Origin of the sequence: Melioribacter sulfuriphilus (assembly GCF_051488685.1) — a bacterium.
Lineage (GTDB): Bacteria > Bacteroidota > Ignavibacteria > Ignavibacteriales > Melioribacteraceae > Melioribacter.
Genome location: NZ_JBPSEH010000012.1, coordinates 44442 through 66694 on the forward strand (window position 1 = coordinate 44442; position 22253 = coordinate 66694).

General features: G+C 42.7%; 33 protein-coding genes. 19 read left to right on the forward strand and 14 right to left on the reverse strand.

The window, feature by feature from the left end; all coding sequences use genetic code 11:
• Positions 1 to 6: 6 nt before the first annotated feature.
• The 6 genes from ACSSV9_RS13890 to ACSSV9_RS13915 form a co-directional block, all read right to left on the reverse strand.
• Positions 7 to 966: an AAA family ATPase gene (locus ACSSV9_RS13890; protein WP_437347864.1), complete on the reverse strand. Its 960-nt coding sequence runs from the start codon at positions 964 to 966 to the stop codon at positions 7 to 9.
• A gap of 89 nt (positions 967 to 1055) precedes the next feature.
• Positions 1056 to 1490, reverse strand: a complete 435-nt coding sequence (locus tag ACSSV9_RS13895; RefSeq protein WP_437347865.1) for a hypothetical protein — start codon at positions 1488 to 1490, stop codon at positions 1056 to 1058.
• Between the two features lie 2 nt (positions 1491 to 1492).
• Positions 1493 to 3289, reverse strand: coding sequence for a Mu transposase C-terminal domain-containing protein (locus ACSSV9_RS13900; protein ID WP_437347866.1), 1797 nt, complete (start codon positions 3287 to 3289; stop codon positions 1493 to 1495).
• Positions 3286 to 3942 carry a hypothetical protein gene (locus tag ACSSV9_RS13905; RefSeq protein ID WP_437347867.1) on the reverse strand — a complete coding sequence of 219 codons (657 nt, stop codon included), beginning with the start codon at positions 3940 to 3942 and terminating at the stop codon, positions 3286 to 3288. Before ACSSV9_RS13905 ends, ACSSV9_RS13900 begins: the two co-directional genes overlap by 4 nt.
• A gap of 31 nt (positions 3943 to 3973) precedes the next feature.
• On the reverse strand, positions 3974 to 4177 hold the full coding sequence (locus tag ACSSV9_RS13910; RefSeq protein WP_437347868.1) for a hypothetical protein: 204 nt from the start codon (positions 4175 to 4177) through the stop codon (positions 3974 to 3976).
• 68 nt (positions 4178 to 4245) lie between these two features.
• On the reverse strand, positions 4246 to 4716 hold the full coding sequence (locus tag ACSSV9_RS13915) for a phage regulatory CII family protein (protein ID WP_437347869.1): 471 nt from the start codon (positions 4714 to 4716) through the stop codon (positions 4246 to 4248).
• 301 nt (positions 4717 to 5017) lie between these two features.
• Here ACSSV9_RS13915 and ACSSV9_RS13920 point away from each other — a divergent pair, with 301 nt between their 5' ends.
• The 6 genes from ACSSV9_RS13920 to ACSSV9_RS13945 all read left to right on the forward strand — a co-directional run bounded on the left by ACSSV9_RS13920 (position 5018) and on the right by ACSSV9_RS13945 (position 8131).
• Entirely contained in the window at positions 5018 to 5461 is a 444-nt protein-coding gene (locus ACSSV9_RS13920; protein ID WP_437347870.1) for a helix-turn-helix domain-containing protein, read from the forward strand.
• 21 nt (positions 5462 to 5482) lie between these two features.
• The gene (locus tag ACSSV9_RS13925) at positions 5483 to 6022 is read left to right on the forward strand and encodes a hypothetical protein (protein WP_437347871.1); all 540 of its coding nucleotides are present in this window, start codon (positions 5483 to 5485) and stop codon (positions 6020 to 6022) included.
• A gap of 45 nt (positions 6023 to 6067) precedes the next feature.
• Positions 6068 to 6451, forward strand: coding sequence for a hypothetical protein (locus tag ACSSV9_RS13930; RefSeq protein ID WP_437347872.1), 384 nt, complete (start codon positions 6068 to 6070; stop codon positions 6449 to 6451).
• Between the two features lie 118 nt (positions 6452 to 6569).
• Entirely contained in the window at positions 6570 to 7418 is an 849-nt protein-coding gene (locus tag ACSSV9_RS13935) for a DUF4747 family protein (protein WP_437347873.1), read from the forward strand.
• Positions 7408 to 7893, forward strand: a complete 486-nt coding sequence (locus tag ACSSV9_RS13940) for a hypothetical protein (RefSeq protein WP_437347874.1) — start codon at positions 7408 to 7410, stop codon at positions 7891 to 7893. Before ACSSV9_RS13935 ends, ACSSV9_RS13940 begins: the two co-directional genes overlap by 11 nt.
• A gap of 1 nt (position 7894) precedes the next feature.
• Entirely contained in the window at positions 7895 to 8131 is a 237-nt protein-coding gene (locus tag ACSSV9_RS13945) for a hypothetical protein (protein WP_437347875.1), read from the forward strand.
• A gap of 44 nt (positions 8132 to 8175) precedes the next feature.
• Here ACSSV9_RS13945 and ACSSV9_RS13950 read toward each other — a convergent pair whose 3' ends face one another.
• The 8 genes from ACSSV9_RS13950 to ACSSV9_RS13985 form a co-directional block, all read right to left on the reverse strand.
• Positions 8176 to 8442, reverse strand: coding sequence for a hypothetical protein (locus tag ACSSV9_RS13950; protein ID WP_437347876.1), 267 nt, complete (start codon positions 8440 to 8442; stop codon positions 8176 to 8178).
• Positions 8439 to 9011, reverse strand: a complete 573-nt coding sequence (locus ACSSV9_RS13955; protein ID WP_437347877.1) for a phage virion morphogenesis protein — start codon at positions 9009 to 9011, stop codon at positions 8439 to 8441. Before ACSSV9_RS13955 ends, ACSSV9_RS13950 begins: the two co-directional genes overlap by 4 nt.
• 186 nt (positions 9012 to 9197) lie before the next feature.
• A complete protein-coding gene (locus tag ACSSV9_RS13960) occupies positions 9198 to 10439 on the reverse strand; it encodes a PBECR2 nuclease fold domain-containing protein (RefSeq protein ID WP_437347878.1) in 1242 nt (413 codons plus the stop codon).
• 39 nt (positions 10440 to 10478) lie between these two features.
• A complete protein-coding gene (locus tag ACSSV9_RS13965) occupies positions 10479 to 12080 on the reverse strand; it encodes a phage portal protein family protein (RefSeq protein WP_437347879.1) in 1602 nt (533 codons plus the stop codon).
• Positions 12081 to 12093: 13 nt separating this feature from the next.
• Positions 12094 to 13455, reverse strand: a complete 1362-nt coding sequence (locus ACSSV9_RS13970) for a phage terminase large subunit family protein (protein WP_437347880.1) — start codon at positions 13453 to 13455, stop codon at positions 12094 to 12096.
• Between the two features lie 151 nt (positions 13456 to 13606).
• Entirely contained in the window at positions 13607 to 14005 is a 399-nt protein-coding gene (locus ACSSV9_RS13975) for a phage terminase small subunit-related protein (protein ID WP_437347881.1), read from the reverse strand.
• 10 nt (positions 14006 to 14015) lie between these two features.
• On the reverse strand, positions 14016 to 14270 hold the full coding sequence (locus ACSSV9_RS13980) for a hypothetical protein (protein ID WP_437347882.1): 255 nt from the start codon (positions 14268 to 14270) through the stop codon (positions 14016 to 14018).
• Complete coding sequence (locus ACSSV9_RS13985) at positions 14267 to 14683, reverse strand: hypothetical protein (RefSeq protein ID WP_437347883.1); 417 nt, start codon at positions 14681 to 14683, stop codon at positions 14267 to 14269. The genes ACSSV9_RS13980 and ACSSV9_RS13985 overlap by 4 nt, the downstream gene beginning before the upstream one ends.
• A 153-nt stretch (positions 14684 to 14836) precedes the next feature.
• Between ACSSV9_RS13985 and ACSSV9_RS13990 the strand changes: the two genes are divergently transcribed.
• The 13 genes from ACSSV9_RS13990 to ACSSV9_RS14050 are packed head-to-tail and all read left to right on the forward strand — an operon-like array spanning position 14837 to position 22155.
• Positions 14837 to 15055, forward strand: a complete 219-nt coding sequence (locus ACSSV9_RS13990; RefSeq protein WP_437347884.1) for a hypothetical protein — start codon at positions 14837 to 14839, stop codon at positions 15053 to 15055.
• Positions 15052 to 16215, forward strand: a complete 1164-nt coding sequence (locus ACSSV9_RS13995; RefSeq protein ID WP_437347885.1) for a hypothetical protein — start codon at positions 15052 to 15054, stop codon at positions 16213 to 16215. The genes ACSSV9_RS13990 and ACSSV9_RS13995 overlap by 4 nt, the downstream gene beginning before the upstream one ends.
• A 29-nt stretch (positions 16216 to 16244) precedes the next feature.
• Positions 16245 to 16595, forward strand: a complete 351-nt coding sequence (locus tag ACSSV9_RS14000; RefSeq protein ID WP_437347886.1) for a head decoration protein — start codon at positions 16245 to 16247, stop codon at positions 16593 to 16595.
• A 28-nt stretch (positions 16596 to 16623) separates the two neighbouring features.
• Positions 16624 to 17670, forward strand: a complete 1047-nt coding sequence (locus ACSSV9_RS14005) for a major capsid protein (protein ID WP_437347887.1) — start codon at positions 16624 to 16626, stop codon at positions 17668 to 17670.
• A 46-nt stretch (positions 17671 to 17716) separates the two neighbouring features.
• Entirely contained in the window at positions 17717 to 18187 is a 471-nt protein-coding gene (locus ACSSV9_RS14010) for a phage protein Gp36 family protein (RefSeq protein WP_437347888.1), read from the forward strand.
• A gap of 9 nt (positions 18188 to 18196) precedes the next feature.
• Positions 18197 to 18379, forward strand: coding sequence for a hypothetical protein (locus ACSSV9_RS14015; RefSeq protein WP_437347889.1), 183 nt, complete (start codon positions 18197 to 18199; stop codon positions 18377 to 18379).
• On the forward strand, positions 18379 to 18948 hold the full coding sequence (locus tag ACSSV9_RS14020) for a lysozyme (protein ID WP_437347901.1): 570 nt from the start codon (positions 18379 to 18381) through the stop codon (positions 18946 to 18948). The genes ACSSV9_RS14015 and ACSSV9_RS14020 overlap by 1 nt, the downstream gene beginning before the upstream one ends.
• On the forward strand, positions 18945 to 19625 hold the full coding sequence (locus ACSSV9_RS14025; RefSeq protein WP_437347890.1) for a hypothetical protein: 681 nt from the start codon (positions 18945 to 18947) through the stop codon (positions 19623 to 19625). The genes ACSSV9_RS14020 and ACSSV9_RS14025 overlap by 4 nt, the downstream gene beginning before the upstream one ends.
• A 2-nt stretch (positions 19626 to 19627) precedes the next feature.
• On the forward strand, positions 19628 to 20035 hold the full coding sequence (locus ACSSV9_RS14030; protein ID WP_437347891.1) for a hypothetical protein: 408 nt from the start codon (positions 19628 to 19630) through the stop codon (positions 20033 to 20035).
• Positions 20025 to 20510, forward strand: a complete 486-nt coding sequence (locus ACSSV9_RS14035; protein WP_437347892.1) for a Gp37 family protein — start codon at positions 20025 to 20027, stop codon at positions 20508 to 20510. Before ACSSV9_RS14030 ends, ACSSV9_RS14035 begins: the two co-directional genes overlap by 11 nt.
• 11 nt (positions 20511 to 20521) lie before the next feature.
• Positions 20522 to 21481 (forward strand): hypothetical protein, encoded by a 960-nt coding sequence (locus ACSSV9_RS14040; RefSeq protein WP_437347893.1) that lies wholly within the window; start codon positions 20522 to 20524, stop codon positions 21479 to 21481.
• Positions 21482 to 21494: 13 nt separating this feature from the next.
• The gene (locus ACSSV9_RS14045) at positions 21495 to 21830 is read left to right on the forward strand and encodes a hypothetical protein (RefSeq protein ID WP_437347894.1); all 336 of its coding nucleotides are present in this window, start codon (positions 21495 to 21497) and stop codon (positions 21828 to 21830) included.
• Positions 21820 to 22155, forward strand: a complete 336-nt coding sequence (locus ACSSV9_RS14050; RefSeq protein ID WP_437347895.1) for a hypothetical protein — start codon at positions 21820 to 21822, stop codon at positions 22153 to 22155. The genes ACSSV9_RS14045 and ACSSV9_RS14050 overlap by 11 nt, the downstream gene beginning before the upstream one ends.
• Positions 22156 to 22253 lie beyond the last annotated feature (98 nt).

Here is a 22253-nt window from a genome sequence, read left to right on the forward strand (position 1 = left end):
TCTCGCTTATGTTAATAACGAACTTGCCGCGCTGTCTATAAGATCGTCGCTCAAAGGCTCGCCGGTTTCGTAAGAGGTCTTCTTAACGAGCGAAATAAGATGTTGTAAATAGCGTCCGTTATGTTTTGAGAGCGACAGGAAAGTTGCGGCGAATTTTTTTGCTTCCGGATAATTAACGTCAATTATTGCGCGCACGTCGTCGAGTTCAAGAGTTTTTATTTCTTTCTGATAACCGACGCGGCTGAAGAGCTGCTGCAATTCCTTGCGCGTGCCGCGCAGACGGTCCAGCAGTCTGCCTGTTCCGGACAGCAGCATACCGATTTCTGTAAAGTCTTGAATGCGGCGTATTACTTCAAGGCATTGAACCGTAAGGTTTTCGCCTTCGTCAATTATAAGAAGACGTTTCGTGCCGCCCAGCACGTTTACTATCGAACGGAAAAGTTCGTTCGAAGAAACAGGAACCGGTCTGTCCCCTTTGTAATTGAAAACGGGAATACGGATTTCGTTGCAGATGTCTTCGATTAAACTGCGTCTTGTTACCAACGGCGTAACTTCGATAAGAACCGATGTCGGGTTGCGTCGTTTGAATTCCTTGACTGCGTGAGTTTTGCCGCATCCCGGCACGCCGGTTATTACGGAAATAGTTCCCTGGGTTAATGCATAATGAGCCGCTTTGAAAATGTGGGAAGCGGCTGTGGTCATTGCAAATTTTAACGTGCCGCGATTGAGGTAATCCTGCTGCGACGCAGAAACGTTATCGAGATAATTTGCAACTTTAAGCGCAATTTCGCTGAGCGATCCGCTTGCTGGATATTTCCCGTTTTTGAATTGATTAATAGTTGTCGCGCTGTAGCCGGTGTTGTTTCCGACTGCGCGGTCCGACGAGATTGAAGCGGGATTGTTCTTCTGGAATTCAATCAGACGGTCGATGATTGCCCGGATTTGCTCGTTTGAGAGATTTGACATATTTTAAAGTCCTCCTTCTCTGAAGTGAGGTTAATCCCCGCGGCTGGCTATGCTTGCCGGCTCAGCAGCCGCGGGCTTAATTAAAAAATTCAATTCAGCAGTTTGAAGTCCGCCTCTATGGTCATCACGCGCGTATAAGACGGCCATTTGCGCAAGTCTTTCATTGCCGAATCCGAATGCATAAGAAGAAGAAGAGGAACGCCGTAGCGGCGGAAGTCGTCGAACACGCGCGCATAGCTTTCTTTAATCATATCCGCGTTGTTGACCGTAATAATTTTCCCCTGAAGGAGTTCAGGCAGCATGTTGAACGAAAGCCCTTTCACTTTAAGTTTGGAACCGAGACGGTATTTGAGCATTGCAGACGTGTAAGCGTCGCGGGCGTTGATTACAATGTGTTTCTTTTCGTCGAGCAGACGGTTAACCAGCAACGCCGCGTCCACGTTCGGAATGTTGTAGATGATGCCGAGCGCTTTTTGTTTTTTAACGCGCTCCAAAAACTTTTCCATTCCGGATTTTTTCTTCATCCTCAGCCCTCCGCTGCTTTAGGTATTAAATCTATGTTTTTAATCTTTGCGTCTTCCGGAAGCGACCAGCTGTCGATCAAATCTCTTTTTTTCTTTTTTATTTTTGCGGGTTTGTTATCCGCGGCGCTTTGCCGTTCCGAGCCGGCTTCAATCTGAAGCACGTTCGTTTCGAATTGTTCTTTAACCGCCGGGTAAACCTCTTGTTTCAGAAATTCGCGAGCGTCCGATACAATCGGTTTTTTCATCCGCGCTTTCATTTCAATTCGTTCGCGGAACCGACGTACGTCTTCTTCGTCGCCGAGTATTACCGCCGCCGGATGAACCTTTTCGACGCGTTCGGCTTTGCATATAAAATTATCGTTTTTATCGTAAACGTAAATCGAATCGGTGTTCTGAATGTCGTAGCGCACGAGCACTTCGTCCCATTTTTTGCCGAATAAAGCTTCGTTCCAGTAGTGACCGTTGAACATCCTTATGCCGTTCCGGTATACGGTTGTTATTCTGGTTTTCATCATCAAAAAGTCGAGTTCTTCTTTGTCCACACCGGGTCCTTTGCCCGCTTCGAACACTTCCGCCGGCGTCAATCCTTTAAGATGTCCGTTCTGTTGAACTCTGTGGGCGTATTGATCGAACCACCACGCTATCGCTTTATGCGCCGCAAAGATGTCGATGGTCGTGCCGCTCATTAATTTTTCGTATAGCTTAACGTGCAGTTTTTCGCCGCGGTGCATCCTCGGCGGCTGAGAGCTTATCGACGCTCCTACGTATGTCGGCGCCAGGCGTTCCAGTTCCCCGAACGTACGGAAAAATCTCTCGATTGTTTTCGATTGCCCGTGGTACGGAATCGCGGTAATTGTTTTTATACCGAGACGTTCGAATGTGCTTACAATGTTCAGCATCTCGACAGGCTTTGTAAAATAATCCGCATTGAAAGCGCGACCGTTGTCCATATAAACTACTTTGGGATATTTGCCCAGCCGTATAATCGAACGTCGCAGAGCGGATTTGATTGCCTGAGTGTTTTCGCTCGGGTCTATTTCCCATCCGAGGGGCATCGAGCTTTTCATGTCGAAGTAGAGTATAAGCATCATGCGTTTGGGCTTGCCGGTGTAGGGATTTATAATCTCAAAATTCAGCTTATGACCGTCGGCTACTATAATATCGCCGACTTCTATCCTGTCGTAATCGCGTTCCAGGTAGGGCAAAACTTTGTCGTCAAGAGCCTGTTCGCCTTCGCGGTAGAATACCCAGTCGGCGTAATGTTCAACTTTCCATTTGTCCAAATATCTCCTGTACGTCTGGGAGCTCAGAATAGGAGTAATATCTTTTGCTTTGAATTCTTCTATTGCCATTCGTATCGCTTCGGAAATTATAGGTTTGTTTGGGTTCAGGACGTACTTGATAAGGATTGCCGATTGTTCCGGAGTAACCTGCATCCCTCGTTTGCGTTTGCTTCTCATGAATATGCGCATGTCGTTTCCGGAGCGTTTATAATCCACTTTCCAGCGTTCGATGGTTTTCCAGCTGCCTATTGCTCCGGTGTATTTCATCAGTTCCGGATACGCCCCGCCGTTGTAGATATTAACAAACTTTTCCCTCGATTCCTTGCCTTTGCCGTTTTTATTTAGGTATTCAAGATACAATTTAATTACTCCCACATACGCGCTGCATTGTAGTTCTTCTTCGTCTGTAAGGGAGTGAGATTTAATATCATCCTCGAAATGTGAACTGCGCACCGAATTATTATTAGCGCGCAATAAAGAATTCACTGATTCCGGAAATTTTTTAATAATTTTCATCGTTTATTTGCGTTAAGATTATTCGTAATAATCTTGCTTATTTCGTCTGCTAAATTTTGTATCATTTCTTGGGATGCCTCTGAAATAAGATTGCAAGCATATACGGCCGCCAAGAAAGAATTTAATTTCTTCTCTAAATTCTTTTCTATCTTTTTTATGCTTTCAACCGTAACCGCAATTTCTTCTTGTTCGTCAATATATTTATGTTTCTTCGTTACCAAAACTTTTAATTTTTCATACGGCAGTTTATTTATTTCGGCTATGGTAAATTCCCGTCCTCTTATGCTTATTTTTCCTTCTTTAAACAAACGTAACGTTTGAGGCTTTGGGAGTCGGGAAAGAAGAATGAGCTTTTTTATCGGTACCCGATGAGATTCCGCTATGGCGGAATCGTTTAAATTTGTAGCTTCTGGCAAGAATTTATCGATTATTTTCTGATAATCATAAAATGTCGTCTTTTTTACATTAAGTTCGTTTATAAGGCATTCCTGAAAAGAATTGTATCCTAAATCTCTATATAATTCTTCATCCCTTAAGATCTGCATTTGATAAAAAGCATCGTATATATTATGACGGATTGCGTTTATAATTGACAGAGCGCGTTCTTTTCTATCGGGCATTTCCCGTCTTATTAAAGTTATATTACTATTCATATTCATTTTGTAAAAATCCCCGATCTGTTAGTTATTTTTTCTTTTTAGATCGTCGTTCTAATTCTGATTCCAGATCGATCAATGTTGATTTCGCGAGATTAAGTCTTTCTATATTTGTGCCAATAAGCGAACATAACACCAAAAGCTCTTTTTCAATTGAATCAATTTCCGCTTTTGTACTATTTATTTCTAGAAAAAGCTGTGTGTCGGAATAATTTGGAAGCAATGTATTCATGGCATCATCCTCCTTTTTTCATTTGTAAATAAATATTTACATTTTTCATTTGTGTCCCTTGTGAAATATCACAAATTCATTTCGAGCTGACCGCTCATTTTTTTGTCGCAATATTTTTTGCAGGACGCAGTTGACTTCATACAGTTAATCAATGCGTCTTCGACAATGTCGAAATTTTTTTTATTTGGTTCGGACAAAAACTTTCTCAATGCCGCAACGGCTTCGATCGTGGCTTTCTGGTATTCTTCCACAATTACTCCTTCGTCCATCTTTTTTATTGCAACTTTGGGAATGCGGAAAGCTATTCTTCCGCGGCGGGCTTCGAGATAATCTAAGATTGAATCGTCGTTTGTGGCGTTGAGCAGCGGAATGAGCCGGCGCAGCGGAAAGTCGGCGTAGCTGGTCGTATCCTCGTCTGCGCAATAGCGATACAGAACCGACGCGCTGCAGCTGCATTCTTCTGCAATTTCATTAATGGATTTTTTGTTACGATGTATTGTGTTGTAAAGCGCTTCTTTTAACGACCTTGGGATTGACATTATAATTTCCCTCGTCAAATTTTTACATGCCCGGTTAAAATTTTAATAGACATTTTTTGTTAATTTATTTAAGATAGTTTCGCAGCATCATTTATTATTTTTCTAATGCGCTCTAATAAAGCTTTATTATACTGTTTCCCGCGCATCACGCGTGATACAAAAGCACGATCTATTTTAAGTCTACGTGCTATTTCAGCTTTGTTATATAAGTTGTGATATTTAATAGGCTTATTCATTATAAAAGCTTATTTTTATTTATCATAATATAGTGACTAAACAAAAGTAGGAAATTTCATAATATATGTCAACAGAAAAAATAAATAAATTACCGAATGCAGAAAATAAAAATATTGGAGAGCGTTTGAGGATATTTGCAATAGAAAAATGGGGTAAAAAAGGAGCAATAAAAGAATTAGCTGCATCACTTAATATGAAGCCACAAAGTCTATATAATTATTTAAGAAATGAATCTAAACCCGGTGCGGATATATTACTTAAATTGAATGAATTAGGATGTGACCTTTCATGGTTACTTACTGGGAGATATGCAGAAACGACGCAGGAGATGGTAAAGATAATAGCACGCCATAGCAATGATGACCATCCAATAATGAAACGAATTAAAGAACTAATAAAAGAAAATCAAAGATTAAAAGAAGAGAATCTCAAATTGCGTGAAGAGATAGAAAAGCTTGAGAAGTTACTGGACGCTTTTCTTGATTATAAAAAATCAAAGACTACATAAAATCATTTATATGGAGGGAAAATGAAGGGTATAATATCTATATTCATTACAATCATAATATGCGCCTGCGCGTCGATTGGCAGTTATTACACTTATGGCGTGGATACAATAGAAGACGAATTTGACGGATATAAGATAATAAGGATGCATGGGAATTATTTGCCGGATAATGCTATAATACCTACAAGCTCTTTATTGTTTAACCCGCAAATATTCATTGATAGGGATGGTAATAAGAAATATCAATTCTATGCGGAATACACAGATAAAGATTGGTTGTTCATTCGCGAAGGAGCATCATTGATATTATTGATTGACGGCGATAGAGTGGAACTAAACGGATATGGCAGCAACAATCATAGAGAGGTAGTCGAAGGTTATACTGGCCCTGTTATAAAGGAGATTGCTATATATGAAGCCTCTAAAGAATTATTTGAGAAAATATCAAATGCAAAAGTTGTTAAATTAAAAATTAGAGGAGCTGCAAGATCAATAGAAAGGGAATTAAGCTCTAAACATATTAATAATATTATGATGTTTGTTAGAGATTATGTAAAATAATTGGACATATTAAAATCCATGACCGACAAGAAAATAATATGCCCGGTGTGCAGAACTGCAAATGCGGCGGAAGCGGAAGACTGCGCAAAATGCGGCGAAAGCCTAGAAGGCGCAAGAGCGGCTGAAAGGCGGGAAATAACGGCGGCAAAAAGAATTTTTTCCTCGGAGATTGCAATCTGGCTTAAAGCGATGGGATGGATCTATTTTGCGCTCAGTTTCATTGGCGGATTCGTTCTAATAGGCAGAGCGTTCGAATGGGTCTACAACGGCGAACGTTTCGAACGGATATTGAACCCGGCGCTATTCTCGATGGGCGTTGCGTCCGTAATAACGAGCGTAATAGTATTGCTGATATGCCTTGGCATAGCGCGCGTGATAGAGCAGAATATAAGCTTGTACAAACAAACGGGCAGAGCGTTAAAAGATTGACTTCTGTTGACGGGAATGGGAATAAGCGGTATATTAACGCATATAAAAATGCGGCGCAATGAACTCACCGGGTATGAGAATATTATTTCAAAATTATTAAAGCTTCTATGGTTTGGCAATGCCTCCGAATATAAGAGATATAACATATTATTTTGGAAGATTAAACCTTATAGCCCATTATGAAAATAAAAGAGAATTCTTACTAAAAGCGCTTAAGTCTAATATTATCTGGAAACATAAAGATACTAACTGGGGCTTTTTCGATATAGAGGAGATCGACAGCGAACATGGTTCATTCATACACGGCTATTTGGTAAAATACAGTCCAAATTACAATGAAGAGGTTGCCAACCCGGAAACTCACAATTTAGAAGAACAACAAATAAATAATTACGTTCTTGCTAAATCCAGATTTTTTCTTCATATCAACTCGGGGCTAATAACTTATCATCCGGTCGGTGTAATAATATCTAAAGAAATATTTAGGAAAAATTTTTGTAAGCTTTTTGAACATTCGTTGGAAGGTATGTTCGTCAGCGCCGAAATACAATCGATAGATGAAGAAGAAAAAATATTCGAAGCGATTAAAAAATTCAAAAAGGTACTAAAGCTGCAAATATATCTTCATCCATCGAATCCCAATAACCGCGATATATGGAAAAGAACAGACGATAGACTTAAAAAATTAGGAGCGTCAAAATATAAAGAATATTACGAAGCGCAAGAAGATGGGAACTTAAACATAACTGATGATGAGGAAATAAACAGTAAAATATCAATGGCGGACGACGGTTACGGCCAGGCTGCCGTTACAGGAGAAATGGACGGAGAGAAAAAAACCGTCAAGACAGGCGACAATCCTGTAACGGCAAAAGCGCCGGGAGACAATCTTAAGCCGGCTGAAGCGCTCGAGATATTGATGGCAAAAATAAAGGAAATATTCGGCAGGTTTAAGCATGAAGATTAAAAATATAATATTTTCATGGGATTTAATTGTCGCCTTAGCTCTGTCGGTATTATTATTTGCTCTTATCCCTTCGACTATATCCAACGAGTTTGCCGTTAAATTATATGATATAGGCATATCGGTATTGTCAATCGTATTTTCTGTATTCTTTGCCGCCATGGCAATAATAATATCCGCGTCGGATGACGACTTCGTCCGGTTCCTTGATGAAGAAGGGGATTATACCGCAATTATAGGAACCTTCAAATTTTCATTGATGATTCTGTTCGTCGCTTTGATTTATTCAATTATATTATCGGCGTCAACTTCGTACATGTTAAGCCTTGGGGATAAAGACCAATGCAAAATATTTATTGTGTTGTTCACGCTGCTGTTCTCATACGGATTATTCGCCACTTTGAATTCAACATACGACGCCATAAAATACGCGCAGTACAGAACAAAGTTCTTAAAAATTAAAAAGAAAGGCGGATAATATGCAAAATTATTTCCCTGACAGACAAAAGGAAGGGGGAGAACCCTGCATGGATAAGAAAAAGAAAACAACGGGAGACAATCGCACCGCCATGAATCATATTCGGGAAGACCTTTTAAATGCAAAAAAAATGCTGGAAGATCATGCCGCAAAACATCCTTACGTTAACATCGAACAGCAGAAAAAATATGCCGAAGAATTCGAATTTATGGAAAAACTGCGACCGGAATGGGAATAAGCGGTAAACCTACAGAATCCTATTATCATAATGAATCCAAATAGCTATCTTAAGGATTCTTTAGCCAATCTTTTTTCTTCTTCCTTCTCTTGGGCGTATATCATCGATTTAACTTCTTCCCACTGCGCCTGGAGACCCGGACAATTTATTAAATGACTCGTGTGTTTATATCTGTCGAATCGATTGTCGTAAATTTCCGACCCGTCTTTCAGCTCCACGGGCAAATAACTTCTAAAGCCGCGTCCGCGCATTATAACGTATCGCGCGCCGCATCGCTTGCAGCGGTATATATGATTCAGTTTAATCCTCATTTAACGCCGTTTATATGCCTCTTTATTATGTTGATAATATTGTTTTTATAAGGCTCGGTTAAAATCATGAACGGACGCGCAGGAATAGAGATGTTGTATGCATGTTGTCCAAATGTATAAGCAGATTTTTGTTTATGACTTTTCTTAGCAAAGATTAGCAAATTTTTATTGGTTTGTTGTTTAAGCAGATTTCCTTTTTTATCAGTTCGATGGAACAAAGTACGAGTTCTTGCTGCAATTGAAATTGTTCCTCCGAAGTGATGAATAGCTGCATAACGGAGATTTGTTGATACAACAGCAGTGGACTCAGTAGCTGAAGATTGAATTGACCGCAAGAGATTGCCGCGTGCCTGCAGAATTGCTTCGGCAAAACCTTTTCTTCGTTTCTGTTTTAGAGTTGCCGGTTTGAGAGCTTTCCAGCCGCCGCTGCCAGCACCTTGAGTACGAAACTCATTTATAACAGAGGCATACATTTCTTCTGCAATTGCAGTCATCAATTTGCGGTTCGGAAGGAATCGTTCTTTGATACTGTCGATTAAGGCATTTATTTGTTCGAGGTTATCTGCCATGTTGATTTTATTTTTTATTAATTATAATTTTGTTTACCGACCTTACGGCGGCGTTCAAGCCACGCCCCGCGGCGTTAACCGTAAGCGGTGTAGCCCAAGGCGCGGGACTTGCAAAAGGGCTACGCAATGTTTTTTATCTGCCATATACTTGATTTTAATATGTCAAAGAAAAAATATGAAAGCTAATCACAACCTGCCATATAACAGCTCGCCCACTCTCAGTTTATCTATTTGCGGAGTTTTCCGTTGGAACGCATTCCAGAAAACGGTACTATCGTCCATCATATTCAATACGACGAATATATCTTCCTTCGTTTCGTCGTCGTTAAACAAGCCGATATAAGTTTTGCGCAATGTTTTATTCGCGTCATCATTCCTATCAACATATTCGGTTAAATAAATTTCATATGGATTTTGCAGAGTTGCTTTTATGTATGGAATATATCGTTCGCGTCCGTCAGCTTTTTCGAGCAGATGCATCATCCTATCGAGAGTAATCAATGCTTTGTCGTTATCGTAAGTATCTATCAGATTCCAGTCGCGGAACTTAAGCTCGAATTCTTGCTTAATTAAATTTATCATCTGTTGCATCCCTACAGCATCGAGAGCGGGAAATTTATCCGGCGCCGTTTGCCTGTCTTTAATTTGCCTTGCAGGCAGTCGTCCGAAGTCTGCATAAGTTTTTTGACCTTTTGAAATTGCATATAGTTCGGGTATTGTGTCCCATGCAGGATAAGTCTTGCCCGGATTATACTGCCACTCCGGCGGTATATTTTTAATTTGGAAATCCGAACCGTTTGAAATTTCCAATCCTCGCTCTTCCACTTCGGCGGCGGTAAGCGGTACAACGTAACATCCGCAATTCCAATCCGAAGGCGGATAGATTGTATTCCATATCGGGTCGTCGTATCGGAATACCTTGTCGGCGTAATACGAATGGGATTTCCTTTTTGTTTTGCGGTCGATTTGTTTGTATTGCCAGTAAGGGCGCTGCTCTGCGTTTTCAATCATCATCTTGTAACGCCCGGCGGAGTATGCAACATTTGCGTTGGTTTGATAGATTGTTCTAAGCCTGCGCGGCGAACCGAGTTCCACAATTTTATCCGGGTCGATTCCGCTTTTGGGATCGTAGCCCGGAACGTCGCTTGCTTTAACGCGTCCCCACCAGCCCAGGCGTTTTAGCATCGGCTCTAAATCTTTCTTAAACTGCTCGTAAGTAATTCCTTCAGAAAAAATTTTATCGACTTCGTCTTTAATTGTCTGCAGGATGTCGAGCTTCATCGCCTTTGCAACCGTAAAAGCGCGCGCGTGCTGCTCCTGCCAAACGTCCTGCCAGTTCCAGACGAATTTATATCCTTTACTTTTATACCACTCGACTATCTGCCGGGGCGGAAGCGTGAGCAAATATTTCAGTTGTTCTGTTGTCATAATTATTTTTTATAGATTCCCGCTTATGCGGGAATGACATTAAACATTAATCCTTCCTTCAATATCTGCAATGAATAAAATCTTAGTTGCAAGATTTTCAATCTCGTCGGTTTTCATATCCGGGAAGAGAGCATAAAGCCCGGCAATGAATTCGTCGCGACTGTTCGATTTATTGGCAAGTTCGATGACTGGTTTAAGTGTATTTTCAATCTGGAACTGAAGCAATTTATCCGGCAGAGCGCCGGAAACTTTATCCCCGAAGATGCCGCCGGATTGTTCTGCAAATTCTATCTTTTTATTAGTAAGCCAATTCCAAAATTTTTTCAGCGGCGAAGGTTTGCTCAAGTACGCTGGTTCCGGCGCTCCGGGAAGCGGCAGAGTAATATCCGCCGGCGCTTCGACAGGCTCAGCGACCGGCGCAAGCTCGAAATCATCTTCTTCAAGATTGTAGTTATTCACAAAATATTTCTTAGTGAACTTCAAACCGATCTCCTTCAGGTTCTTGTCGCGTTCGGACTTGTCTTTATTAATGTCTTCCAGCTCGAACGGTTTGAACTCCGGATAGAGTCCGCTGCCGATATTGATGTCGACAATCCATTTGAATAATTGATTGAACAGCTCGGTCGGAAAGTCGCGGTCTTCTTCGCTAAGGTTCGATTCGATAGTATCGGCTCCGGTTTCGGTCGACGCGTACGATCCGACGCCCTGGCGTTCGACCGAAAGCGCGTTCGTTAGTATTGCTTTTGCGATTGCGTTGTCGCACCGCTGGAGATATTTTTCGTGCAGGTCCGCGCTTGCCGAATGCGGCTCGATTATTTGAATCGAACTGTCGTCAGGTCCGGTTGCAACCGCGTCCTGAACCATGTTCGAAAGCTTTGTCATCAAATCGTAATGATCTTCCGGCTTGGCTCCGCGGGGCAGCTTGCCGAAGATAAAAGGCATTCCGTATTTCTCTACGAAGAGCGAAAAGAAACGCATCCCTCCGCGTTTAAAAGTTACGGGCCAAAAGCAGCGCGACAATGCTTTGTCGCCGTAGGGATTATCATATCCCGGATCGTTCTGAAGCAGAATAAATTTATAAGCGTATTTCGGATCGATATTGTCTCCCACTATTGGAATTCCGTAATAATCCAGATTTGTCCTGAATAGCAAATTATTCCTGTCGTCGAAGGTAAACCATTCGCGCGGTTTTTCTTGCACTTTGACGGGCAGCAATGCGCCGTCTATTTGCGCCCAGGTTACTTCAAAAACAGAATAACCGAAAAATATCGGATTAAGACTTTGCGAAATTATATCCTTTATTTTGTTCTTATTGTCCGCGAGCAATGTTAAAGCCCGTTCGCACAGTTCAAGCTCTTTGTCCGTAGCGTCGCCCTGTTCTATGCGCCAGTCGAGACTTTTTGTAAGATTCTTTCTTCTTGCCATCAATGCGCCTACCTGCTCGTCGCTGCGTAAATCTTTGTAGACGGTCTGATCCATGTTGAGTTTACGCAGTATCGGGTCGGGATCGGGCAGGTATCCGAAGAATCCGGGGAAACCGCCGAGCGCAAACTGTCGCGTCGCGACTTCGCTCGTTAAATTCCTGCTGATTTCGCTCAGCGGAACGAACGTTGTAGGATTTATATAGAGTCCTTTAGCCATGTTGACCTCAAACTTAATAGTTATTCAAAATTCTGCTCATTTGTCTGCGCGCTCCGGAGGTGACGATAAGCGGCCCGGAATATGATTTAGCCGCCATCAATGCGAGAGCAAGCGCAAAGAAATAATCTGCATGTCCGCCGTCTTTGGATTGTTCCGCTTCGTAACGGACATTACCCGCGGAAGTTGTGACGGCTCGTACCGAATATAAATCTTCGCGAATAATTTTATCGCGCGGTATTAAAACTTTTCTGCCCTCGGCCATTATATAAGCGTTGGATGCGAGTTCTTCTTTTACTTTTGGAGTAAAGGTAACCTGTTCTACGCGAAGCTTGCCAAAAGCATCTTGAGCCTCTTCGGACAATTGATTTCCGATTCCGGTCGCGTCAATGCAAGCGCGTCTGAAATTGCTATGAGACAGAACGCCGTATAAAATTTCTCTTTGTTCGCTGTAAGGCATATTTTTTAATGCAATAACTTTTCGTGTATATAACAACTCGCCTAATTTTTCGAGTATCCAAATAACAGAAGGATTATTCTTGCGACCGACATCCATGCCTACATATAAGTCGCCTGAAATTTCCGAGAGAGTTTCGTCCAATATATTATCGCGTTCTATCGCGTTAATAATCTCATAGCTCAGCAAATGCGAGTTGGAACTCGAACGCGGAATGCAATAGAATTCTTCTTCGATTGCTTCTTGAGTAAGACCCGCAAATGAACTTTCGAGAAACTCTTTAATGTCCTTCTTTGTCGCTTTGCGTCCCAGCACTTTATCAACCAAACCCTGCTTAACGGCGTCGTCAATAGTAATCTTAAAATGGCTCCAGTTCTTCATTGTGCCGTTCTTGCCTTTCTGCACTTCCTTAATCAACTGGTTGAAATACGAATCGTCTCCGTTATGAGTGCTGATAATTCTGACGCGGTTGCCCCACATTGCCGAAGGCTTTGCGGCGGTAAACATCTTTTCCTGTTCGCGGTGATGCGCGAATTCATCCAGTATAACGTCGCCGCCCTTCGATCGAAACCTTGTAGGGTTCGAACTGATAGCGTTGCATTCGCAGCCGTTGGCAAAGCGCACGCGGTGAGCTGTAATGTCGTCTTCTTTGCTGATTACGACTTCGCCTACATACTTTGCCGCTACGTTCAGATACTTTGCAAAGAATCCGACGTAATCGATGAACTCTTCGGCGGCTGACAAATCAGCCGATGAGAACCAGACTTTGTTGTTCTTTACGTTCTTGGTGGAAAGGTCTCTTGTAACGCGATAAGCTTCCGCATAAGTTATACCAATGCGGCGGCTTTTTTCGCATATTGCGAACCGGTTTGGATTGGTTATCCAGCCTTTTTGATACTGCAAAAACGTTATTTTACTCATCGCAGCTCCGAAAACGCCCGCAGTCCTGATACGGACATGCGTTTAATTCTTCCGTAAATGCGTTTAATTTCGTTTAATAATTTTTGGGAGTGGTTTGGGTCGCCTGAAGGGAGAAGCGCCCCTTAAAAACGATTTATGAGCGTTTTTCATTTTACAGCACTCCCAATTCTTTTTCGAGTTTTTCCAGATTTTCCGGGGACAGCCCTTGTTTTACATTCCGCTCTTTTTCTAGCTTTTCATCGGAGAAGTTTACATATTCGCTCGCTCTCAAAGCCGCGACCAGCTTCCCGACCGCAAATATCGACCTCGGATTAAGATTTGTTTCGGCGTCCGTGATTGCTGCTTCGAGAAGCCGTTCGAGCCGCTCGCGCAGTTTTGCGGTTCGTTCCACTTTAGCTTTCCGCAGATCGTCCCAGCCGTCCTGCTTACGCCAGTTGTATAAAGTTTTCCTGCTAACCTCTCCGTCGAGCAGTTTAACTATCGTATCCATGCTCAAACCGTTTTCTACGAAGAGCTGCTTAGCCTTCTCTCTTACTGCCGGGTCGCCCATCGTCTTCTCCTTACAGGTTGTAGGTTGATTTAATCTGTTCCATCTTCCCGGCTTTTTCGGCGTACTCTTCCTGCAGCGCTTGCAGTTCCCGCGCAAGAGTTTCGACTTTCTTAAAATCCATAGTCGTAAAATCTTTGTCCGAAAGGAAAGATTCCGTCTCGTCCTGGATTTCCTTAACCATCGACTGCGCTTTTACGCTCAGGTCGTAGATCTGTTTTTTTAAAATTTGATAACGCCCAATTGCCTGTTCTTTCAACGAATTCATTTTTTACCCTCGATATTTGTGATTGCGGATTCCATCTTGGTGAGTATGCCGATAAGCACTTCTTTATTGTCCGCGTCCTTCTTCAATATTTCGAATATCCTGTCGATCGTTTTCTGATTCTGTTCGAGACTTTCTTTGTGCTGTTCTTCAACTTTAGTAAGCGCCTTATCGAACTGTTCCTGATTTTGCTTCAACGCGAATTCGAATTGCGTTTGAGTGGATTTAAAAGTTATACGCCATATTATAAATAATATGGCGCCGATTGATCCGTTTGCGATAGCGGTTTCGAGCAGATACGAACCGCTTGCCGGAGGCTGGTTGAGACTTTGCGTCAATGTCTGCAAGGCGATATACATTATAAAAACAATTGTATTAAGAATGTTCGCCTGGTTCATCATAAGCGAGATAAACATCGCGACCTCGAAATTATTTGAATAATCTTTGAACTAACATAAAAAACAGAGGGCGAATTATTTTTTGAAAATTTCAAAAAGTTACTCGGAGCTTATTTCTTAGTTTACGTTAAAGAAAATTACGAGGTCTACATGCTTACCTGGGTGAGCGTAATGCTATTGAGAACAGGAATTGTAAAAACAGTATGCTCAATTCCATATCAAAATCTTTCATTAAAAGATAGATTAGATATGCTTGGAGTTACGCCTAAAGAAGTAGCGCGCATCGTTGGATGCGGTACAACATGTGCATATAAAAATATTAAATCCGGGAAAGGGTGGTATTATAGCCAAATAGTTAATCTTGTCAATTTGTTGGAGCGAATGAAATGAAAAATTACAATTGGATGCCGATACTGAAAACAGGGACGTTCGTTGCAAAGAACGGCAAGAAGGTTACCTTCGAAGAAAAAGACCTGGATAAAATTATCGAAAATACCGACCTGGGCAAAGAGCCTCAGTTCGTAGTGGAACATCCAAGTTACGATAAGCTTGGCTTCGGCACTATCGCCGCGCTTAAACGCGTAGGCAAATATTTATTTGCGCTTCCTAAGACAGTCAATGAAAAATTTAAGGAAGCCGTTAACCGCGGCGAGCTGCCGGGACGCAGCGTATCGCTCGACGAGAAGACTTTGTCGTTAAGCCATATCGGGTTTCTGCCTCCGGAAGTTGCGCCGGCGGTCGACGGACTCGGCACATATTCATTTTCATCCGGCGAATCAAATCTTTCGTTCGCTTTGCCGGGCGTAGAATCCCACTTTGCCGAGATTGATGAATATCAATACGAGTTCGCAGAAGGCGATAAACATGAGTTCGCAATGGAAATATCCCGCTGGCCGTTTAGCCAGATAAAAAATCTCTTCCGGAACATTAAGAATGCGTTCATCGAAAAATACGGCAGGGAAGAAGCTGACCAAATACTGCCCGAATACGATCTCGAAGTTATAGGCGATCCTCCTGTAATTATAGAGAATAAAGATTACGACGAAACAAAATTATCATCCAACAACAAAGGAGACGACATGAAAGTCGATTTGAGCAAATACGATTTCAGCAAAGTCGATCCGGAACTTAAAGCCGCGCTGGAATCGCTGCAAAAAGAAAACAAAGAACTCGGAGTGCAGCTGCAACAGGCAACTCAGACCATATCAGCCGCGCAGCTCGAAAAAAACAGGAACGAAGTTCTCGCCTTTTGCGAATCGCAGGAGATGAAATTGAAAATACTTCCGGCAGAAAAAGAAAAAGTTGTAAACCTTCTGCTTGCAGTTAAGGAAAAAGGCAATCTCGAATTTTCATCTTCTTCGGACGGGGCGGCTGAAACGAAAGTTCAGTTCAGCGCTTACGATTACCTTAAAGATTTGCTTAAACGGCTCCCTGACAAAATAGAACTGAGCGAGATTGCAACAAAACAAACCGCAGGCGACAACAAACTTGCAGATTATCAGATACTTGGCAAAGAGATTGCATCGTTCGTTAATCCAAAGAAAAATTAAACGTCAGTTAAAATTAAAGGAGAATAATAATGGACTTGGTAAACACTCAGGAAAACAGCAAGGCGCAATTGTTCGCGGGCGATTTCCCGCGCGTATTGATGCCTGTAACAATAGCATCGGGAGCGGGCATTATTACGGCCGGAACCGTCCTTGGTAAAATAACCGCTTCAGGAAAATACAAAGCATACGACGACGGCGCATCCGACGGCAGCGAAACAGCTAAACTGATACTCGCTGAAGACGTCGACGCTACGAGCGCGGACGTAAACGCAATGGCTTACGCGGCTGGTCACTTCAACGAAGACGCTCTCACCGGATTGGACACCGCCGCAAAAGCGGATTTCGAAGGCACTCCGATTTTCATCGGTAAAATCGGATAAGTTAACAATCAATTAACGGAGAATAAAAATGGCTATTCAAATTAACCCGTTCGGATTTGCGGCTTTAACCGAAGCCGTAAATCAGATGATTCCCGCTCCTTCGTTTGTGCGCGATCTGCTCTTCAAACGCGAGGAGACATTCGCAACCAAAACCGTGATGGTCGACGTTGTAGTGGGCGGACAGAAAATACTCCCGCTCGTTAAACGCGGCAATCCGGGAAAGGTAATGTCGAACACAACCCAAAAGTCGAGCATAATCGAACCGCCTCAGCTCAAGCCGAAAAAATTCTTAAGCGCGGACGATCTGTTCTATACGCGCGGCGCCGGCGCTCCCGTTTTCGTACCGGGCGGTTCCCCCGGCGAAGACCCTATACAGAACGCTCGCAAGCAGCGCTATGCAGTCGAGCAGAAAGATATGTTCGACGCAATTAACAGAACGATCGAATACCTATGCTGCCAGGGACTGCAGGGATCTTATTCGGTCGCTCAAGACGAAGGGACATGGTCAATCGACTTCGGTATGCCGGCTGCGAATAAGCCGACCCTCAGCTCGGCAAAATGGGACGCTCCTACGTCTTGCACGCCGATTAAGAACTTAAGGCAGTGGAAGTTGATCGCTCAGAAAGCATCAGGAAAAATACCTACGGTTGCAATAATGAGTCCGGCTACGTGGGAGCTCTTCATTGCCGCAGACGAAGTTGTGAAATATATGGACAAGCTGAAAATTAACATCGGACAGGTTCAAAGCGATCCGGCCGTTATCTCGGCAGGCGCAGAGAAGAAAGCAACAATCGAAAATATCGACATCTATGTGTACGGCGGCGTATATACTGACCAATCCGGAACACAGCAACAGTTAATTCCTGACGGCAAAGTTGCATTGGTATCGCCCAGCGCAGACAATCGTCTGCTGTTCGGCGGAATTGACGACCTCGAAGCAGGAACGGTCGTGGCTAAGTACTTTAGTAAAGATTGGATTGAGAAAGACCCGAGCGGTTTGTGGCTGCTTGTTCAATCAAATCCTCTTCCTGCATTCCAGGAGCCGGCTGCAAACATATATGCAACTGTTGTTTAATTAACCGCGGGAGGGTAAAACCTCCCGCATTATCAAGGATCCGATAATGGCTTACTCAACAATAGATAACGTAAGTAAAAAGATAGATCAACAAATACTTATACAACTTCTGAACGACGAAGGCAGAAACGAAGCCGAAATCGACCTGACGGACAGCGATGACGAAATAGTCGTACGCTTCAACCAGATAGCCGAAGAAGTTGCGGAAGAAATAGACACTTATCTGCGCGGACGCTATAAACTGCCGCTGAGCAAAAGTTCTTCGATAATACAATCAATAAGCGACGACAGAGTTATTTACAATATCAAGAAACGAAGAATGCGCGATGATATTTCAGCGAGCGAACAAAATATTTACGACGAGACGACAAAGCAACTGATTATGATACAGCGCGGCGACATCGTACTGGACGCCGATCCGGTTTCGGCGGATACGGTAGGGCTCGCAGGAGAAATACGAGTGAACAAAACCGCAAGCGACAAAATATTCAACAGCGACATGTGGAAAAAATATTGAGCGAATAATATGACAAAGGCGAGCATTAAGGAAAAGCTTTACAACGACGCTCTGGTTGCCGTCGACAAAATATACGAATCAAATCAGCTGACAATCGAAGAATCGATAGAAAAACTGAACGACTTGAAAACGCAAATAGACTTGAGAATCGTACTGCTTAAAGGACTCGACAAAAAGGAAGAAGAAAAATGATGCGGGCATCGGAAAACTGCTACAAGTTGATCAAAAGTTTCGAAACGCTGCACGACGGCGATTTGTCGTTAATAGGATTGCAGCCGAAGATGTGCCCCGCGGGGATATGGACGGAAGGCTACGGACACGCAATCCTATACAACGGCAAACCGCTGAAAGGCGAAGAGAATAAAGAACTTGCTTATAAATTATCGACGGTTAAAACCGAAGCCGAAGCGGAAGAACTACTTAAGAAAGATGTGGAAGTATTCGAAAAAGGCGTTAACAATTTGCTAAAAGTAAATGTAAATCAAAATCAATTCGATGCACTTGTGGATATTGCTTTTAACATTGGCTTAGGAGCGTTGCGAGATAGTACATTATTAAAAAAAATAAACATGGGCGATTTCAAAGGCGCGGCTGAAGAATTCCTTAAATGGAATAAAAGCGGCGGCAAAGTTCTGCCCGGTTTGACAAGAAGACGAATGGCTGAAAAAGCGTTGTTCGAAACTCCCGTTCACGACGTATGGATAGCGGAAGAACATATACCGGAACCGAAAGGTTTTGAAATATTGCGGGGAATAAAATGAGCGACAGAACGAAAAACATACTCAAGCTGATAATAATAGCCATAAGCGCGGCGTTCGCCGGTTATTTCGGCGGCAACCAGATATATCCGCTGGTTGAAGAAGGCGTAAAAACAGACTCTACCATTATAGTAAAAGAAGTGCGTACGGTAACCACGAATGAATTTACCGCCGAAGCAAAAGCAAAGATTAAAGCGCAGCTTTTGGACAGTCTTAAAGGCTTAATTAAACCGGAATTGAAAGTTATTTATAAGCAAAATAAAATCAATATAGATTCGATATATGCAGAGGCAAAAAAGCAGTATGAGAAAGAATTAAGCGAAAACGGACCGAGGATATTCACGTCAACGGTAGATACGAATTACGTAGCGAAAGATTCTTCCGGAAGAACACGCGACAGTATACACATAGTATCCGAATTCCGATCGCCAATACCTCTCGCATTGGCGAGTCAACATTTAATTTCGTTACAACATTATTCATATGACTACGACAGGACAATAAGTAAGACGGTCAATACTACCAGAACAATAACAAAGAAAAACTTGTGGAGCAACGTGAGCCCCGGCGTACTGGCGGCATACGGATACGGAATTAAGAACAAAACGTGGGATTTTTTCATAGGCGCCGGCGCTTCGATCGACATACAGGGATTAATTAAAACACTAAAAGGAGAATGATAATGAAAAGCGCAACAACATTAATAGCAATAGTAATCTTACTGTTAACGCCGCTGCTGATATTTGCGGCGCAAACCGATCCCGGCGGCGAACCGGCACTAGATTTCGAGACGCTGTTCACGTCGATTTCCGGACTCTCGGCAGGAGTTCTGTTCTTCACTTCTTACGCAAAGAAGATATTGAATACAACCGGCAATCTGACTATTGCCGTGAGCGTTTTGATAAGCTTCATTCTAAGCTGCGCAGGCTATCTATTTCATGTAGGCATATTTGCCGCTATCGAATGGTATTATATATTCATCTACGGATTGGCTGCAAGCCTGATCGCTAACGGATTGAGCACATGGAGTTTTATTGAACAGTTGTTGAAAATGCTGAAATTAAAAACGCCAAAAGAAAATGGAAGTTAAAATAGAAAACATACGGGAAGCGATTAAAATCTTCGAGGATGCGCTTGGCGAAGCCGCGCTGGAACTGCCTAGGCAGGACAGAGTGAGCGTTGAAAGACTGCGCACGCTCGATCAATACAAGCTTGCGCATCCTCGCGGAATATTGGGCATACTATACGGCGGCTCAACGTATGAAAACACGAGCCGCGGCAGAACGTTACTAATGAAACGATTGATGCTTATTAACGTAGCTCCGATCATAAGATTCGTAGACAATTCAATTCAACCGAGCGAAAAATTTACAAGCATGATGCCCGCAGAATATGTCGATTTTGTTATAGATAAAATTACGGGCATCGAGGTTTTCAATCATCTACCGGGATATGAACGGAAAGTTTATCCGATAAGAGATGAATTAATTGACGAGCAAGACTACGTATGGAAATATCTCGTAACGTTCGCCGTGCCTGTCGATTTAATAGAAAAAATTAATTGAGGAACAATAAAATGGCAAATCCAATAATATCGATACCGGGCATTAAACAAATAGTTAAATGCAATATCGGAACGCTTGCGGCTACTCCGGAGGGAGTCGCCGCAGTCGGAATACGCGACAAAGCAACGATGCGCTTTGCGGCGTACAAAACCAGCAAGGACGTTAAAGGACGCCAGGGCAGGAATATGGTGCAGGCGCAAGTCGAATACGAATCGCTTCAACCTACGATGAAATATCTCAAGTCGCTTTTCGATCATATTAATCTACAATGCGACGTGCAGATAATGACGGAAAAACAATCGTTCACAGCAGGAAGCGAAGACGTGTTCAAATTTACGTCGAGTACATTTCTGCTCGGGCTTGGCTTCGAATATATGATTTCGATGGAAAGGCGATCTGTAAAAGAGCAGCTGCGCGGCGCGGCGGATTACGATACGGTTAAAGCTCTGCGCGATTCCGGAGATACTGAAACCCCTGTCGATTTCGGACTTTCAAACACAGCCGGCGAGGATGAAACGCAAAGAAGAAGAATTAACTTCCTGGCGGTCGAAGCTCCTCAGTCAACCGCGCTTTTTGAAAGCGGCGAACTGGAAGATTTTAAATACTCGATGAAAGCGGAAACAAGCGAGAACGCAACAGGACAATTGCTCGTCGACTGGATTACTCATAAAATCGAAATAACAATGCGCAACGCGTCGATTGCAAAAATCGTAGAACTGCTTAATAAAAATATAGACGCTCCCGTATTAATTAAACTCGGTAATAATGGAAGTTATTACGACGCTTTCGATTTTGCCCAGGGCGCGGTTAATAATTATACCGAAGACGACTACGAAGACAAACGCTTATCGAAAATTACGTTCGAGGGCAAGGTAAGACCTTACGAGCATGAGTTTCTGTTCGGCGCTACCTACGGAGGCACCGTAGACGATAACGGTCTTGAAGGCGGAACTCTTAAAATAGGTTACTAAGGGAGACATTAAAATGGCAGAGGAAAAAATTATTAACAAAGACCTCGAATACGAGGAATTAAACGACAAAAAAACGGGCGTTAAAACGGTATTGAAAATACCTTACACGCAGAACGCCGGCGTCGCTCTGCGCGTCTACGACGGCAAAGAGAGAATCTACTATGCGTCGACGCGGCTCGGCACGATAACAGAAACCAAAGACGGATGCGAAGCGGAACTGCGCGGAATAGAACCGGAAGGCAAACGTTACGAAATAACCGACACGGTTACGAAAAAGATAATAATGAACGGAATGATTGTATCGAAAAAACAAAATCAACCGAAGGCGGTTAATAAAGATGAAGAATGAAATCGGACAAAAAGCGGAACGGAAGCTCTACATAATCGACGGGAAGAAAGTCTATCTCTGGGACGACTTCAACTTCGAAGAAAAAGAATGGATTGATAAAGTATTGGATAAACTAAGCGGCAATCAAAATAAAGTTGAAGGCGGCTTTACTAACGAGGAAATGATCAAAACGCTTTCTATAATTCTTAAGAACGAAGACGGAACGGACGTTGACAGATCGTTAATAATAAAAATACGCGAGTCGCAGCAAGTGAAGATACTCGCGGATTTTTTTTTAACGAAATCAGTATTAGGCGCTATTATAAACGAATCTTTGAAGAATTAGCCGCGCGGGAAAAACAAGCCGCGGACGAACTTGAAGACTTACGCGGATATGATTCTAAATATTACAAAGGCAGACTGAACGCGAGCGAAACGGAAAAA

Bases quoted from the DNA above. Each gene is read 5' to 3' on its own strand.
- ACSSV9_RS14005 (WP_437347887.1), top strand. From the start codon at position 16,624: ATGGCTATTCAAATTAACCCGTTCGGATTTGCGGCTTTAACCGAAGCC.
- ACSSV9_RS13890 (WP_437347864.1), bottom strand. From the start codon at position 966: ATGTCAAATCTCTCAAACGAGCAAATCCGGGCAATCATCGACCGTCTG.
- ACSSV9_RS13955 (WP_437347877.1), bottom strand. From the start codon at position 9,011: ATGGCAGATAACCTCGAACAAATAAATGCCTTAATCGACAGTATCAAA.
- ACSSV9_RS13905 (WP_437347867.1), bottom strand. From the start codon at position 3,942: ATGAATAGTAATATAACTTTAATAAGACGGGAAATGCCCGATAGAAAA.
- ACSSV9_RS13925 (WP_437347871.1), top strand. From the start codon at position 5,483: ATGAAGGGTATAATATCTATATTCATTACAATCATAATATGCGCCTGC.
- ACSSV9_RS13915 (WP_437347869.1), bottom strand. From the start codon at position 4,716: ATGTCAATCCCAAGGTCGTTAAAAGAAGCGCTTTACAACACAATACAT.
- ACSSV9_RS13910 (WP_437347868.1), bottom strand. From the start codon at position 4,177: ATGAATACATTGCTTCCAAATTATTCCGACACACAGCTTTTTCTAGAA.
- ACSSV9_RS14040 (WP_437347893.1), top strand. From the start codon at position 20,522: ATGGCAAATCCAATAATATCGATACCGGGCATTAAACAAATAGTTAAA.
- ACSSV9_RS13920 (WP_437347870.1), top strand. From the start codon at position 5,018: ATGTCAACAGAAAAAATAAATAAATTACCGAATGCAGAAAATAAAAAT.
- ACSSV9_RS13950 (WP_437347876.1), bottom strand. From the start codon at position 8,442: ATGAGGATTAAACTGAATCATATATACCGCTGCAAGCGATGCGGCGCG.
- ACSSV9_RS13965 (WP_437347879.1), bottom strand. From the start codon at position 12,080: ATGGCTAAAGGACTCTATATAAATCCTACAACGTTCGTTCCGCTGAGC.
- ACSSV9_RS13940 (WP_437347874.1), top strand. From the start codon at position 7,408: ATGAAGATTAAAAATATAATATTTTCATGGGATTTAATTGTCGCCTTA.
- ACSSV9_RS13895 (WP_437347865.1), bottom strand. From the start codon at position 1,490: ATGAAGAAAAAATCCGGAATGGAAAAGTTTTTGGAGCGCGTTAAAAAA.
- ACSSV9_RS13990 (WP_437347884.1), top strand. From the start codon at position 14,837: ATGCTATTGAGAACAGGAATTGTAAAAACAGTATGCTCAATTCCATAT.
- ACSSV9_RS14010 (WP_437347888.1), top strand. From the start codon at position 17,717: ATGGCTTACTCAACAATAGATAACGTAAGTAAAAAGATAGATCAACAA.
- ACSSV9_RS14045 (WP_437347894.1), top strand. From the start codon at position 21,495: ATGGCAGAGGAAAAAATTATTAACAAAGACCTCGAATACGAGGAATTA.
- ACSSV9_RS13900 (WP_437347866.1), bottom strand. From the start codon at position 3,289: ATGAAAATTATTAAAAAATTTCCGGAATCAGTGAATTCTTTATTGCGC.
- ACSSV9_RS13935 (WP_437347873.1), top strand. From the start codon at position 6,570: ATGCCTCCGAATATAAGAGATATAACATATTATTTTGGAAGATTAAAC.
- ACSSV9_RS13975 (WP_437347881.1), bottom strand. From the start codon at position 14,005: ATGGGCGACCCGGCAGTAAGAGAGAAGGCTAAGCAGCTCTTCGTAGAA.
- ACSSV9_RS13960 (WP_437347878.1), bottom strand. From the start codon at position 10,439: ATGACAACAGAACAACTGAAATATTTGCTCACGCTTCCGCCCCGGCAG.
- ACSSV9_RS14015 (WP_437347889.1), top strand. From the start codon at position 18,197: ATGACAAAGGCGAGCATTAAGGAAAAGCTTTACAACGACGCTCTGGTT.
- ACSSV9_RS14050 (WP_437347895.1), top strand. From the start codon at position 21,820: ATGAAGAATGAAATCGGACAAAAAGCGGAACGGAAGCTCTACATAATC.
- ACSSV9_RS13945 (WP_437347875.1), top strand. From the start codon at position 7,895: ATGCAAAATTATTTCCCTGACAGACAAAAGGAAGGGGGAGAACCCTGC.
- ACSSV9_RS14000 (WP_437347886.1), top strand. From the start codon at position 16,245: ATGGACTTGGTAAACACTCAGGAAAACAGCAAGGCGCAATTGTTCGCG.
- ACSSV9_RS13985 (WP_437347883.1), bottom strand. From the start codon at position 14,683: ATGTTTATCTCGCTTATGATGAACCAGGCGAACATTCTTAATACAATT.
- ACSSV9_RS14035 (WP_437347892.1), top strand. From the start codon at position 20,025: ATGGAAGTTAAAATAGAAAACATACGGGAAGCGATTAAAATCTTCGAG.
- ACSSV9_RS14025 (WP_437347890.1), top strand. From the start codon at position 18,945: ATGAGCGACAGAACGAAAAACATACTCAAGCTGATAATAATAGCCATA.
- ACSSV9_RS13970 (WP_437347880.1), bottom strand. From the start codon at position 13,455: ATGAGTAAAATAACGTTTTTGCAGTATCAAAAAGGCTGGATAACCAAT.
- ACSSV9_RS14020 (WP_437347901.1), top strand. From the start codon at position 18,379: ATGCGGGCATCGGAAAACTGCTACAAGTTGATCAAAAGTTTCGAAACG.
- ACSSV9_RS13995 (WP_437347885.1), top strand. From the start codon at position 15,052: ATGAAAAATTACAATTGGATGCCGATACTGAAAACAGGGACGTTCGTT.
- ACSSV9_RS13980 (WP_437347882.1), bottom strand. From the start codon at position 14,270: ATGAATTCGTTGAAAGAACAGGCAATTGGGCGTTATCAAATTTTAAAA.
- ACSSV9_RS14030 (WP_437347891.1), top strand. From the start codon at position 19,628: ATGAAAAGCGCAACAACATTAATAGCAATAGTAATCTTACTGTTAACG.